Source organism: Pseudanabaena sp. SR411, from assembly GCF_002251945.1.
GTDB lineage: Bacteria > Cyanobacteriota > Cyanobacteriia > Pseudanabaenales > Pseudanabaenaceae > Pseudanabaena.
In genome coordinates this window covers 38287-52134 of the sequence record NZ_NDHW01000045.1, presented here as the reverse complement: position 1 = coordinate 52134, position 13848 = coordinate 38287, and the positions used below count along the sequence as shown (strand labels likewise).

The 13848-nt window shown below is 43.6% G+C and carries 12 protein-coding genes and 1 pseudogene; 9 read left to right on the top strand and 4 right to left on the bottom strand.

Going from position 1 to position 13848, the window contains the following annotated elements; genetic code table 11:
* The first annotated feature begins 135 nt into the window (after nt 1-135).
* The 5 genes from B9G53_RS03180 to B9G53_RS03160 all read left to right on the top strand — a co-directional run bounded on the left by B9G53_RS03180 (nt 136) and on the right by B9G53_RS03160 (nt 5033).
* Nucleotides 136-1212, top strand: coding sequence for a hypothetical protein (locus B9G53_RS03180; protein WP_094529004.1), 1077 nt, complete (start codon nt 136-138; stop codon nt 1210-1212).
* A 206-nt stretch (nt 1213-1418) separates the two neighbouring features.
* On the top strand, nt 1419-2441 hold the full coding sequence (locus tag B9G53_RS03175; RefSeq protein WP_094529002.1) for a pentapeptide repeat-containing protein: 1023 nt from the start codon (nt 1419-1421) through the stop codon (nt 2439-2441).
* Entirely contained in the window at nt 2416-2814 is a 399-nt protein-coding gene (locus tag B9G53_RS03170; RefSeq protein ID WP_254923532.1) for a hypothetical protein, read from the top strand. Before B9G53_RS03175 ends, B9G53_RS03170 begins: the two co-directional genes overlap by 26 nt.
* A 277-nt stretch (nt 2815-3091) precedes the next feature.
* Complete coding sequence (locus tag B9G53_RS03165) at nt 3092-3469, top strand: hypothetical protein (protein WP_094528999.1); 378 nt, start codon at nt 3092-3094, stop codon at nt 3467-3469.
* Nucleotides 3470-3614: 145 nt separating this feature from the next.
* Nucleotides 3615-5033 carry a cobyrinate a,c-diamide synthase gene (locus tag B9G53_RS03160; protein ID WP_094528997.1) on the top strand — a complete coding sequence of 473 codons (1419 nt, stop codon included), beginning with the start codon at nt 3615-3617 and terminating at the stop codon, nt 5031-5033.
* A gap of 91 nt (nt 5034-5124) precedes the next feature.
* Here the strand turns inward: B9G53_RS03160 and B9G53_RS03155 are convergent, their stop codons facing one another.
* Together B9G53_RS03155 and B9G53_RS03150 are read right to left on the bottom strand one after the other, a co-directional pair.
* On the bottom strand, nt 5125-6732 hold the full coding sequence (locus B9G53_RS03155) for an NAD(P)/FAD-dependent oxidoreductase (RefSeq protein WP_094528993.1): 1608 nt from the start codon (nt 6730-6732) through the stop codon (nt 5125-5127).
* 47 nt (nt 6733-6779) lie between these two features.
* On the bottom strand, nt 6780-7310 hold the full coding sequence (locus B9G53_RS03150; protein WP_254923531.1) for a hypothetical protein: 531 nt from the start codon (nt 7308-7310) through the stop codon (nt 6780-6782).
* Nucleotides 7311-7566: 256 nt separating this feature from the next.
* Here B9G53_RS03150 and B9G53_RS03145 point away from each other — a divergent pair, with 256 nt between their 5' ends.
* Complete coding sequence (locus B9G53_RS03145; RefSeq protein WP_094528987.1) at nt 7567-9006, top strand: WGR domain-containing protein; 1440 nt, start codon at nt 7567-7569, stop codon at nt 9004-9006.
* Nucleotides 9007-9348: 342 nt separating this feature from the next.
* Here B9G53_RS03145 and B9G53_RS27895 read toward each other — a convergent pair whose 3' ends face one another.
* Nucleotides 9349-9525 (bottom strand): hypothetical protein, encoded by a 177-nt coding sequence (locus B9G53_RS27895; protein ID WP_217901497.1) that lies wholly within the window; start codon nt 9523-9525, stop codon nt 9349-9351.
* A gap of 164 nt (nt 9526-9689) precedes the next feature.
* On the opposite strand from B9G53_RS27895, the gene B9G53_RS26620 reads away from it, so the two are divergent.
* The 3 genes and pseudogenes from B9G53_RS26620 (at nt 9690) to polA (ending at nt 13302) form a co-directional block, all read left to right on the top strand.
* Entirely contained in the window at nt 9690-9869 is a 180-nt protein-coding gene (locus tag B9G53_RS26620; RefSeq protein WP_141211690.1) for a hypothetical protein, read from the top strand.
* Between the two features lie 33 nt (nt 9870-9902).
* Nucleotides 9903-10115: pseudogene (locus tag B9G53_RS28930) on the top strand (Txe/YoeB family addiction module toxin).
* A gap of 334 nt (nt 10116-10449) precedes the next feature.
* Nucleotides 10450-13302 (top strand): DNA polymerase I, encoded by a 2853-nt coding sequence (polA, locus tag B9G53_RS03130; protein ID WP_094528984.1) that lies wholly within the window; start codon nt 10450-10452, stop codon nt 13300-13302.
* Nucleotides 13303-13556: 254 nt separating this feature from the next.
* Here polA and B9G53_RS27140 read toward each other — a convergent pair whose 3' ends face one another.
* A complete protein-coding gene (locus tag B9G53_RS27140; protein ID WP_176453070.1) occupies nt 13557-13706 on the bottom strand; it encodes a hypothetical protein in 150 nt (49 codons plus the stop codon).
* Nucleotides 13707-13848 lie beyond the last annotated feature (142 nt).

The following is a 13848-nucleotide window of genomic DNA, read 5'->3' as shown; positions in this document are numbered from 1 at the left end:
TATAGCAATTCACAAAAGCGTGATCACACTTTTGTGAATTGCTATAAGAGTCGGCACAAAGTGCGGACTCTTATAGCGTGTTGCATTAATAGCTTGCTCCTGTATAATTCATTCCTATTTGAATAGGTTATTTCTATGGTTACTAACCTTGTAAAACCACTAGCAGAAAACTTTTGGAGCGAATATAACATTCGCCTAGAACCTTGGAGTATGGGCTACGATGCACCTGTCAGCATCAATCCCGAAGAAATCCCTACTAGTGACAAGGTAAATACTGAAGTTGAGTTTAGCAATGGCGAATGGCAACCAATCAGGGCAGCGATCGCCCCCGAACTTCCTCATCAAATTTTGTTTATAGATGGACGTTTGCGCCTTGATGCTAGCTTTTTGGGGAGGCGAGATGATGAGATTTTGTATGGAGCTTTTGCAACGATTTCAGTAGGGGCGGTGTTGGTCGATCGCACGATCAGTAGAGCTAAATGTGTAGCAACGGAAGTAACAAGGATTATTGCTCTGGGTGGAAATCTCATTCCTCCTGTCACGTCAATTCCTTGTCCTGTCAGTGGTCGAGGTGATTTAAAATACGATCGCTGTTTGACTAGTAGTAACAATCAACCAGATACGCCTTCTCAACTAGTGCAAGGGGAAATGCTTGATGAAGAACTACGGATTGCTAATGCCCTCTCTTTGGATAAAGAATTAATTAAAGAGAATACGCTGATTGTCCGCGATGGGCCCTTGCTCTATCGGGTTTATCAAACTCCCTACGATACGATTGGCTATGTCAAAACGATGGGTAAAGCTTATCTGAAAGGAGACAATGCCCAAGTCATGCGATCGCTAAAAGTGGGAGAGCGCACACCGATTTTTCGGATTTCCAATACCCATGGCTCCAATCTCAGTTGGTATTTGCGATCGGGTAGTAAAGATTTGAACTATAAAAAGCTGGGCTATCACGACTTACATGGGATTATTCGCATCGATCTGGATGGTGCAATTCCCCTTGAACGAGCTAAGGCGATCGCTGATCAAAGCACCTATTTAATTCCTCAATATGCCTCACATCCCACCCGCGATCCCCGTGCGCCGCAAAACCTCACACCAGTGGGAGCTTTGGAAAAAGAGCTTGGGCGGAGAATGGGAAGTCGAGAACTAATTTCGCGACGATTGCGTGGGTTTTTAGCGGATTCGGCGAATTTTCAGCCGATCTAGGTCGTGTTTTGGTATTAGGGACGCGCCTTCGCCGCGCCACGAAAAAATCTGGTTCTTTATTGTAAGATTATCAAGGTTAATACATCTTTTATCCCAAATTCTCAGCAAAATCAACAGAATTAACTAGATTGGCTCTACCAAATTCTCGGATCAAAGTATTTTTCTTAATCATCGCCACGATCGCATCGATTGTAGCCCTCATCGCCATGTATTTAGAACGCGATGAACTGGTTTATATCGGGCTTGCCATCATCACAACAATTATTCTGCCAATTCTCTTACCGCCATTTCTAACAGCGCTCGCTAAGTCGCCACTGGGAAAACGCTGGGATATTACCCTATCGATTATTCTCGCTGGAGTCGCTATATTAATGGCAACCCATGTCACTAAGTTTGACATCGCATTTGCGCGTTGGTTTGACAGCCTAAAATGGGAAGCTTTAGGAGCAGTGGGACAGATTTTAATCGCGATTTTGGCGGTGTGGGTGGCTTGGCGACAAAATGAAATTTCGGAAAGTTTGACAGGTCAGCAAAATGTAATCACTCAACAGCAAACCATTGATTCTTATTTTCAAGGGATTTCTGATCTCGTTCTTGATCCACAGGGACAATTGGAAGACTGGCCTTTAGAAAGAGCGATCGCCCAAGCCAGAACCGCAGCATTATTAGGTGGGTGTGATGCTGACGGACGCGCCAAAATTATTCGCTTCTTATCCAGTGCCAATCTTCTAACTCCACTCAAACGTGATGGCTTACTCGGTCGTCCGATTCTGGATGGAACTGGTGGCTATGTCGTAGACTTGGCTAATGGAGTGCGCGTAGTTAATTTAGGAATGATGCTAGCTGGTCGTGATGTTTGTAATACGGATTTGCGAAATGCAGATTTGAGTGGAGCGAACTTGATTAAGACAAATTTTGTAAATTGCGATCTCACGGGTGCAAATCTTGTGGGGGCGATCTTGGCTAAGGCAAACTTGCGCGGTACAGATCTGAGTCGAGTGAGGCTATTTTATGGCAAGCTAGAAACCGCCTCTCCCCGCGATCGCCAACATCTCCCCAACTTTGAGACAGGGGAATACACGGGTGCAGTGGTGGAAGATGCCGACTTTAGCAAGGCGATCGATTTATCCGAAGAAACGCGCCAATATCTCTGTGCATGGTGTGGCAAAAAATCTCGTAAAACTATCCCAGGAGGCTGTGAAGATGTACCAAATAGATTGGGGCGCTAAAAGTTGTCAAGCTGTACACCGCTCAAATTTACAGCAAAGCAGAAATCACAGATTAGCGATCGCCACTTTCTTGAGTGTCCAGATCTCTGCTATTGCGATGATGCCGATGCTTAGTTTTGCCGAAACACAGTCAAAACAACTTGTACAGGAAGATATCCCCGAAGAAGTTTTGCGTGCCGAAATCTATACCGATGCGCGATCGCCGATCGATGGCAAACAACTCTCGGCAGCCGAATATACTGAACTCATGGAAAAACTGCGATCGCTCGATGGCATACCACCTGAAGATTTCGTCTCACCCAAGGTGCGAGAAGTCATCGGTCTATTGAAACTGCGTAAGTTTTTGCGGCAATTTATTCCATTTATTCCCTAATAAGTAGCTAGGCATAAGTAAACTAAAAACCTAGAAAGATGTTCCGCTCGCGAAGCGGGCGGAACATCTTTCTAGGTTTTAATTATGGTGAGCTACTTACCAAATTACAGTAATTAACAATCAAACGAACCGTAAGAAATTCTTTAAAAGTGTTGTGAAGCAATACTTTTAAAGAATTTCTTGGCTTGGCTTTGGGCGTAAAGTGCTGTAAATGGAACAATTTATGATTTGGCTTTGTCTTTTTGGCTTGTGTTATTCATAATCAAGAAATTAACCCATGAAAATTCAAGCCGCCCTAATTAGTGTAATCTCAGCGATCGCCGCATTAGGAGTTGTATCTCCAGCCCATGCTGATATTCAGACTCGCAATGCATTTTGTATGTACTTCGTAAATGGCTCTGCCAAACCTCAAGCCGCAATGCCCTGCAAGGTTTCTTCTGATGTTGAAGTTTTCGATGCGGAGATAGTATGGCAAGATGGAGTACGTCAATCCTTCAAAAACTATGATGGAGTACCATTTACCTATAGAGATGATCGCGGAGGCAGAGTTTTTAAAAAGCTGGGACTCTACGAGCCTAGTGGCAAATTTGAGACTGTAAGCGATCGGGCTTATGAGATGGAAAGTGGCATAGTTTATATCTGGTGGAGAAGATAAATTCTTGCGACGTTTATTTCATGATCAGGATTAAAAATCAATATGGGACATACAGTAAAATAAAGAACCAGATTTTTGGTAGCGCGGCGAAGCCGCGCTACCAAAAATCTGGTTCTTTATTAAATCGCGGAACCCTATCTATAAAATGGCAGTTATTATCGCAGGTGAGCGTAGTGGTGTAGGCAAGACCACCGTAACTTTGGCACTATTAGCAGCAATGAAAGCGCGATCTGCTAAATCTCCAGTGCAATCTTTTAAAGTGGGACCCGATTACATTGATCCCATGTTCCATTCCTACATCACAGGGCTACCCTGTCGCAATCTCGATCCTGTTCTTACTTCGGAAGATTATGTAAAGGGCTGTTTTGCGAAACATAGCCAGAATGCTGAATATGCACTCATCGAAGGGGTAATGGGGCTATTTGATGGTGCAACGGGGAAAGATGATACTGCTAGTACTGCTCACGTTGCAAGGCTGCTAGATGCGCCAGTAGTCCTAATTCTTAACTGTGCTAGTACTTCTCGTTCAATTGCGGCGATCGCGCATGGATATCGCACCTTTGATCCACGCATTCACATTGCGGGCGTTGTGCTTAATCGTGTTGGTAGCGATCGCCATTTAGAGCTATTAACCCAAGCTTTAGAACCATTAAATTTGCCAATCTTAGGTGTTCTCCGTCGTCAAGATGATATCTCCATTCCCGATCGCCATCTAGGACTAGTTCCCACTGCGGAAATGTCTGATCTCGATGGAATTATTGAGCGGTTAGCCCATTTAGGAGAGACTTGCTTTGATTGGGAAAAATTATTGCCATTGATGGCAAGCACTCACCCCGCAGCCCCCTCTCCCAGTGAGAGAGGGGGAGAAGAAATATTACTCCCCTCTCCCACTAGGAGAGGGGCTGGGGGTGAGGGGCTTCGTATTGCGATCGCGCAAGATCGTGCCTTCAGTTTTTACTATGCTGATAATCTCGATTTGTTTAGAGAAATGGGTGCGGAGTTAATTCCTTGGAGTCCAATTAGCGATCGCACCTTACCAGAAAATATCCAAGGCTTATACTTTGGTGGCGGCTTTCCTGAGGTGTTTGCCAGTGAATTAGCCGAAAATAAGACTGCTAGAGCATCTGTTTACAAGGCCATTACATCAGGAATTCCCACCTATGCCGAATGTGGAGGACTCATGTATCTATGCGATCGCATTGTTGATTTCCATGAGCAATCATTCCCAATGGTGAATATTTTCCCGACAGCAGCAAAGATGGGCAAGCGCTTAACCCTTGGATATCGACAAGCGATCACCTTGCAAGATAGTCCATTAGTAAATAAAGGTGATCGGGTTTGGGGGCATGAGTTTCATCGTTCATCTTTAACCGAATTAAGCGATCGCCCCTTATATTCTCTACAAGGCTATGATTCACATTTACAGTATCCATCGGAAGGATGGCAAAAATATCGAGTTCATGCTTCTTATACCCATCTCCATTTCGGCGCACAGAAACATTTACTAGATCGGTTTCTCAATAATTGCAATCAAGTTAGTGTCATTAGACCTGTTGGGAAATAAAAGCTAGTGGTTTCATGCCCCCTATAACTCGCAAAGATTTCCTAGGGTTAAATGATTGGATAAGGTTCTTGAAAGTCTTGTGCAGTCAGCCCTATTTTACTCTTTGTATCTCATAGTCGCCACCTGAACCGTAGTACCATGCATCAAACTGACGTTGGCATTGATATTCTTGTTCAGGCAAGAGATTTGCGATCGCAGGTTCCACTCTTTGACTAATTTGATTCAAAAAACTATATGCGCCCAACCCCAGATAATGCTTTAGCCAATCTAGTAAGGTGGGAATACCAACCTGTTGCATGATCCTCCAAACTAGCACAGGATCAGCAATAGACATGGCAAGCATCGTTTGCGCGAGGGGAATAAACTGTACCACATCTTGCAAAAATGGATAGAGAACCCGATCGCCTAGTTTCTCCATTGCCGTAAAAGTTACACCTAGTAGATAATTAATGCGATCACTTTCGATTTGTTGATTGACAGCAACACTCATCGATTTTTGGAATAGCCAAGTTACCGACAGATTTGGCTGATAGGGCTGTAGCGATCGCAGATTTTCTTTGGACAATAAGTCATGATGCAGCGCTGTATTAATTCCATCAGTTAAGCGTGGTAAATGCCGCACCATCGCTCCAAAACCACCAAAACTAAGCGGAGATTGCATTCCTGAGCTATCACCTACTTGCAAAATCCGATCCCAAGGTGTTTGCAAAGGATTTTGTTTATAGGATGGAAAGAAGCCAAAGAGAACTCGTTGGAATTCCAGTTTGCTAAGTTCTATTTCCTGATATTTCGGTAGCCAAAATAGATAGTCTTCCATCAATTGAGCAAAACTGGGACGTTGTGGATCGGCATCCACATAGGTAAACATATAAGTAGTTCTTCCATCTTTAGCTGGAAAAGCTTCCCAAAAATACTGACATTGATTTTGAATCGGCGTAAAGCTGTAAATCAAGTCACCATAGGATTTTTCGGGCATTCCCTTCGCACAACTTCCCACCACCATGCAGACTCCATCGGGTTTGATGTTGCCCTGTGTTAGCGATCGCGCTTGCTTGGCGATCGGGGAGAAATGCCCCATCACATCCAACAATAAGCGCCCTGTAATCCTCTTATTCTCCTCTCCTACGGGAGAGGCGCTAGGTGTGAGGGCAACTTCTACAGACACACCGTCAGCGTAGGCGATCGCCTGTTTAAAGCCAGTTTGTTCAAATAACGTGCCGCCAGCAGCTAAAAACTTTTGTTTAAGAACTTCCAATAGATAAATAGGATCAACGCCAATATTGAGAATATCCCGCACCCAAAGATCCTTACCACCTTGAAAGCCAACTCTAGCAGGATTATATACAGTCGCGATCGCCTTTTCTAGTTCTACTTCTGTGAGTAAATCTAATTCTAAAAATGCATTTAATTCCTTCCGTGAAATGTTCCATTCTTGCGCCCTACCCCGCAATATCCCCTGTTCAATAATCGCCACCTGCCAACCTCGACGCTGCAATGCACAGGCGATAAATATGCCCAATGTGCCACCACAGACGATCGCATCAAAATCTTTGTCGCCTAACTTTTCCTGTGAAGTTTGGACTACCTTGGTGATCGCTTGATCACCTTGACGATAACTTTTCCAAAAAGCATCCATGCGTTCTAACTGCGATGGAACTTCCACAGGCATTTGCGATCGCACAGTTTCAAATAAAGACATAATTTCCCAGCATATGTAGATGTCGGCTGTGCCGACATCTACATATGTTAGCGCTGATAACGAGGATCGCAATAGTCGCGTAGCCACTTATTTGTAGCATCAGCGATCGCCGCATCACTGACATCTACAGGCGGCGCTTGCCCGATTCGCATAAAGGCGATCGCTAGCCGCCAACCGTTAGAAGTAGGAACTACAAATAACCAGTAAGCCCGTTGTGATGTTGCGGTTTTACCCGTTTGTCGTTCGAGGATCGATAAAAATATCTGTTGCGGGAGGCGATCGCTTGCTTGATCGGGGGCAAGAGGCAAAGGTTCTAGTTCTGGCTGACTAATGGTCATCACCTCGCGTTTAATTCTTAAGCGACTGTAAACGCGATTGAGATAGTCTGGTAAATCCTTAGCTAGAGCTTTACTTAAGCTCGGAAAGTCCGCAGGACAGGTACGGTTATTAATATAGGTTTCAGCTTTTGCGGAAGAAGGAATATAGGCAAATGCAGCGAGGGCGATCGTAGCCGCAAGTTTGGACAATTTTCCGATGGGATACAGCCATCTTTTGGGTGGTCGGTAGTTTGTCATCATGCTCTAAGAATATAGTTCAAAGAAGCGATCGCGCAAATAGCTGAATTGAAGTTTTGTAAGGTAACTGCTCGCAAAGTCAAGCAATCGGGCAAAATTGGTTAATCAAGTCAGCACATATAGTGGTTTTAATTGTGCCGTAGGTACAATGAAAACCGCAAACCCTTACTGTAGTTGTTTTTTGTTTTGCAAACGAGTATGCACTCATGTGCAAAATGCTATACAGGTCAACACATAGGCGATCGCCACGAGTAGAGCTATGAGTCTGGATATCACTTACCTTGAGCTATCAGAAGGCGATCAAGGATCGCACAAGTTTTATGAGGTCATTGTTGAGGGTGTAGAGGTGCGAATTCGCTACGGACGCATTGGCGATAAAGGTCAACAACAAAACAAAACCTATCCCACAGCCGAAAAAGCTCAAGCTGAAGCAACGAAAAAGATTAACGAAAAAAAGCGCAAAGGCTATGCACCTGCGGTGATGGGAGAACGTCAAAAGCGAGCGCCTGTTACCCGTCGCTCTGTAGAAAGTGTTGCCTCTACCGCAACCCGCGCCCCAATTTTGTGGTCATTTCGGTCTAGCTCGTCGGCTTTTGGCATTTTTATTGATCGAGATCGCTGTTGGCTGGGGAATCAAAGGGGACAAGTGTTTAATTTAGATCATCAAGGACAGATCAATAACCAGTTTCAATTGCCTGAAGGTGTGAAATGTATAGTTGCCGATGACATTTGGATTTACGTGGGTTGCGATGATGGCAATGTTTACGACCTCAGCGGTAAATTACCTCGTCTCGCCTACGAAATTGATCCGAATATTGATATTTACTGGCTCGATATTTACGACGGTACGCTAGCGGTTTCCGATGCCAATGGCGCGATCGTCAAAATCGAGCCAACAGGGGAGCAATGGACAAGACTCAGCCAAGGACAAGCAGGCTGGATGGTACGTTGCGATGGTACAAATCTCTATCATGGACATCATGGAGGCGTAACTGCCTACGATTTAGCAGCAGGACGGCAGCTATGGCAACAAACAACTAACGGTGCGGTTCTATTTGGTTGGCTAGAGGGAGAAGGAGTCTATGCAGGAACTTCAGCTAAGAAACTCTATCGCTTAAGTAAGCAAGGTGAAGTCGAACAAATCTATGCCTGTGATGCTTCTGTCTATTCCTGTGCCACTTCCAAGGGTGGAAAGTATGTCTTTGCAGGAGATAGCTCCTCTTCGATCTATTGCTTTGAAGCATCAGGTAAAAGGCTTTGGAAATTGGGAACAGGGTGTGGTTCAGCGCTCTCGATGCAGTTTTTAGGCGATCGCCTTTATCTCGTAACTACCGATGGCGTGCTAGCTTGTGTCGATGCTTCAGCAGAAGCGATCGCCTCGGCACAGACAGGGCAATTACCGCAAACTCGGCAAATTGAGGCTAAGGCTTCATCTTCAGCAGCCTCTATAACTACACCCATGGAAACTACCAGTTCCGCTAGTTCCGTCACATCAGGTCAAGGCGTAATCGTTGAATGTTTTCGACAAGGGAGCGAATTACGGGTACGGGCGGTTTCCGAAGGATATCATTCTGATTGGTTTGTACAATTCCCACGGGATATTCGAGAAGAGGGTGCAAAGTATTGGGTGCAGGAGTTGCGCGAGTCAGCACGAGGTGGCTTCTATCGAGCCTATGGAGATATTAAGCGCTATGTATAACAAATTTAGGTTAAAAGTGTTTGAGCGCAAAGCATTGTAGGCTAATCTCCAAGACCAGTCTTCCTGATTTTTTCTTGATTGGATAAGAAATAGTTTTTGGGATTCGCGAATAAACCTGTTGTCCTAACCATTGAGATACTAATTCCTTAAATTCAGGGTCATTCATATAACGAGCAAAAAGGTCTTCATTTAATTCCATCCGCTCGATAAAGAGTGACTCTAATACTTGGCTAAAAGCAAGTTGAAATTTATCGATGGGATTAGCTTGGGCCGCTTGGGCGATCGCCTCAACTTGGGCGGTAACCTCGGTAATCTGGTCAAAAAATAGCTGATCGGCTTCATTCAGTTCTTCCCCAAATTTTCATTAATTAGATCGATGAGACGAGACAGAGGTAAGTCACTTTCTCTAACTTTGCCACTGCCAACTTCTTTTGGCCTATCAAGTTTTGCGGCATAGCCTTCATTTAGGCTGATAGAACCTTCGTTAATCTCTTGGATGCGATAGTATGCAAGCTGCATTTCATCATCAAACTGATAACCTGAACTTGATGTTCTTTTTTGTAATTTCAGTGCTAAATGTTTGAGATAGGTGTATAGCTTCTCTAGGTCACTGTCTTGATAGGGGATAACTTGGCTTAGAAATGCGTAAAGGTTGCAGAAAGCTTGTACATTAACGCAAAAGCATGGTCATCTACCTAAAAGCATTTTTCGTCAAGGGCTTACGCAACCTCGACCTTACAGAGGTCAAATATCATGGCTCTAAAGTGTCGATCGCCTGTAACTCTAGTAAAGTCTTACATCCAGTAAAATCGTTCCACGTAACATCAGTTACTAACTGCGGTGGAAAACATCCAAAACCGTAATAATCTCGTAGAACTTAATTGGGATAACATCTCATGAGAAGACACATCCTATTTGAAGCAGAAGCCTTTGAGGACTATAATACATAGGCAAAAACGGATCGAAAAGTTTACAACACAATAGTAGAATTTATCAAAGATATTGAGTGATCGCCTTTTTCAGGTATCGGTAAACCTGAACCTCTCAAATATGGACTTAGTGGATTTTGGTCAAAACGCATTAGCAATGAACATCGTCTCGTTTACTAAGTAACTGATACAGAGATTCTAATTGCTGCCTGTAAGAGTCATTATGTATGAATAACAGAACTATCACGATTAGTCCTATTCGCAAAATTTTAAAGCGATTATTTTTGTCTGCAAGGTTCTGTTACCGAAAAATGGATGCCGAAAAATAGACAAAATTAGGTTCAAATTTTAGCGATGCAAGCCGTAAGTCTTTTGGTGTTGACGCCAGAACAAGGATTTTTTTGGCAGTCATCGTGCATAGCTGAGGTATATAGGCATTTTTACCCCGATCGCACTATAATCAGCGATCGGTTAACCTAAGACTAGCGATCGCCAAAACTTTAAAACGAGCATCATGACTTCAAGCGAACAAACCCACCCCACATTTTTACTCGTTGATGGACATTCCCTCGCATTTCGTGCCTTTTACGCCTTTGGCAAACATCCCGAAGGCGGCTTGCGAACCTCGACAGGAATCCCCACTAGTATTTGTTTTGGCTTCTTGAAAGCATTAATTGAGATGCTCGATCGCGAAAAACCCACAGCCGTAGCGATCGCCTTTGACCTCGCCACACCCACATTTCGCCATGAGATTGACGATACTTACAAAGCTAATCGTTCGGAAACACCTGAAAGTTTTATTCCTGACATGCAGAACTTACAGAAAGTTTTAGCAGCGATGAATTTGCCAGCAATTACTCAGGCAGGTTTTGAGGCGGATGATGTGTTGGGAACACTCTCACAGGCGGCGAGTGCTGAGGGTTACACCGTGAAGATATTAAGTGGCGATCGCGATTTATTTCAGTTGATTGATGCAGAAAAGCGGATTTCGGTGCTGAACATTGGTCAAAAAGATAAGATTGTGGAATACCATGCTGATCAGGTGAAAGAGAGGCTAGGAGTATCACCCACGCAGGTTGTGGACTATAAGGCTTTATGTGGTGATGCTTCGGATAATATTCCAGGGGTGCGCGGAATTGGTGAGAAAACGGCGATTAAATTAATTGAGGAATATGGCAGCTTAGAGAATGTTTTGGCAGCCGTACCGAAGATGAAGGGAGCAGTTAAAACCAAGTTAGAGCAAGGAATTGAAGCTGCTAAGCATTCGCAATTTATGGCGACAATCAAAACTGATGTGCCGCTTCCGATGGCGATCGCCGATTGCAAATTAACAGGTTTTGATACCGCAGAGTTAATTCCTTTATTAGAAGAGCTTGAGCTTAAAGCTTTTGTGAATCGGGTTGATCAGATTCAAGCTAAGTTATCAGGAAATTATGAGAAGAAGCCCTCACCCCCAGCACCTCTACCTAAGAACGATGGGAGTGAGATATCGGCTCAGCATGGAGAAGATGAGGAGTTGTGGTTTGACTTTGCTAAGCAGGAAACCGATCAGGCGATCGCTGCGACTGCTTCGCTTAAGTTAGATGTGCAGATTATGGACACAATTCCTAAATTAGAGCAGTTAGTGGAAATGTTCCGTAGTACTAAACAACCTGTGGCATGGGATACGGAAACTTCGGCGCTAAATCCCTTTGAAGCAGAATTAGTAGGAATAGGCTGCTGTTGGGGCGATTCGATTAGTGAAGTTGCTTATATTCCGTTGAGTCATAGTGAAGGGGAAAATCTGAAATGGGAAGAGGTGAGAGAAATTCTTAGCCCCATTCTCGAAGATACTAGCTATCCGAAATATTTACAGAATGCTAAGTTCGATCGCTTGATGTTTAAGGCTGCGGGAATTGAACTAGCGGGAGTGGTATTCGATACGATGATCGCTAGTTATGTGATTGATCCTGAAGCTAGCCATAAGCTCGATGACATGGCGATGGATTTGCTCCAGATTCGCACTGTCAGCTACAAAACTCTAGTTGGTAAACGCAAATCGATCGCTGAAATAGCAATTCCCTTAGTTGCCCAATATTGCGGGATGGATACTTACATTACCTATCGCCTTGTGCCAATTTTACAAGAGCAGTTAACTGCGATTCCTGAACTTTGGGATTTATTCCAAAATGTGGAAATGGCACTAGAACCAATTTTAGCAAAAATGGAATGGTGCGGCATTAGAATTGATAAAGAATATTTGAGTATTTTCTCACAGGAATTAGAAAAAGATTTAGATGCTTTAGCGATCGCCGCTTATCAGCAAGCAGGAAAGAAATTTAATCTTAATTCTCCTAAGCAGTTAAGCGAAATTTTAGTAGAAATGCTGGGCGAAAAATTTACAAAGAAGTCACGTAAAAGCAAGACTGGCTATTCCACTGATGTTGCAGTTCTCAACAAATTGGAAGGTGAAGATCCACTCATTGACACAATTCTCGAAAATCGCACCCTTGCCAAACTCAAATCCACCTATGTCGATGCTTTGCCTTCGCTGATTCAGCCAAAGACTGGGCGCGTACATACTGATTTTAATCAAACTGTTGCTTCAACAGGTCGTTTGAGCAGTTCTAATCCGAACTTGCAAAATATTCCCATTCGCACAGCTTTTAGTAAGCGGATTAGAGCAGGATTTTTGCCTGAAGAGGGTTGGATATTAATGTCGGCGGATTATTCGCAAATTGAACTGCGGATTCTTGCCCACTTGAGTCAAGAGCCTGAATTGATGAGAGCTTTTAATGCTGGAGAAGATGTGCATACTGTCACCGCCCAACTGCTCTTAGAGAAAGAAGAAGTGACTAGTGATGAGCGGCGCTTAGCGAAAATCATTAACTATGGGGTGATCTATGGCATGGGAGCGCAGAAATTTAGCCGTGATATCGGTGTACCTGTGAAGGTTGCCAAGCAATTTATTGAGAAGTTCAATCAGCGCTATGAACGCATTTTTACTTATATGCAGGATGTAGAATTTGAAGCAGAACGGGATGGTTATGTAAAAACAGTTTTGGGCAGGCGACGCTATTTCCGTGGGCTAAGTCAAGTAGGTGGATATCAGAAGGCGGCATTGTTGCGATCGGCGGTCAATGCACCGATTCAAGGAACTAGCGCTGATATTATCAAAATTGCGATGTTGCGGGTGGATGAACTTTTGCAAGACTATCAAGCGCGATTATTATTACAAGTCCATGATGAACTTGTGTTTGAAGTACCACCCGATGAAGTTGCCAAATTACAACCAAAAATTAAAGCAGCGATGGAGTCGGCGGTCGAGCTTTCGGTCAAGTTGGAGGTGGATGTCCATACTGGCAAAAACTGGATGGAAGCTAAATAAGAGATTGTTTTAGAAGTCCTTTATCCCTCTTAATCTCACCTTGTAAAGGGAGAAAACGCAAATCCTCTTTTGCAAGCTACCCTAAAGTACTGTGCGCTCAAACCAAAACCAAAAATATTAAAACGCCAATTCAAGGATGAAAGGCAACACCTGTTGCAGAAGATTAGGAGTTTACATAATTATCGCAGTTTCCATGAGTGATTCCCATTCTTTTTAGGCAATCAAAATGTAGCTGCGATTTTCACTAACTATTCCTACACCTTCAGATTCTTTTGTAGCCCGATCGCATATAGCAGTCCTATATCATTTGTGGATTTTTTTGGTTTGTGGAAGGACACCCCATTGGGGTGTCCTTCCACAAACCATTTAGGATTGCTATAGTTCATCAAGGTTCTTTTTGGCATAATCAACGGTAACTTAATACATATATTTTATTTGCCTAAGATACTTTCTTTGAATGGCTGCATTAGACCTCTTGCAAATTAGGCTGAGAGTCGGTTAGAAGTGAATTTTTGATTTTCAGAGGCAGCCAAAAGTGTCAAAATC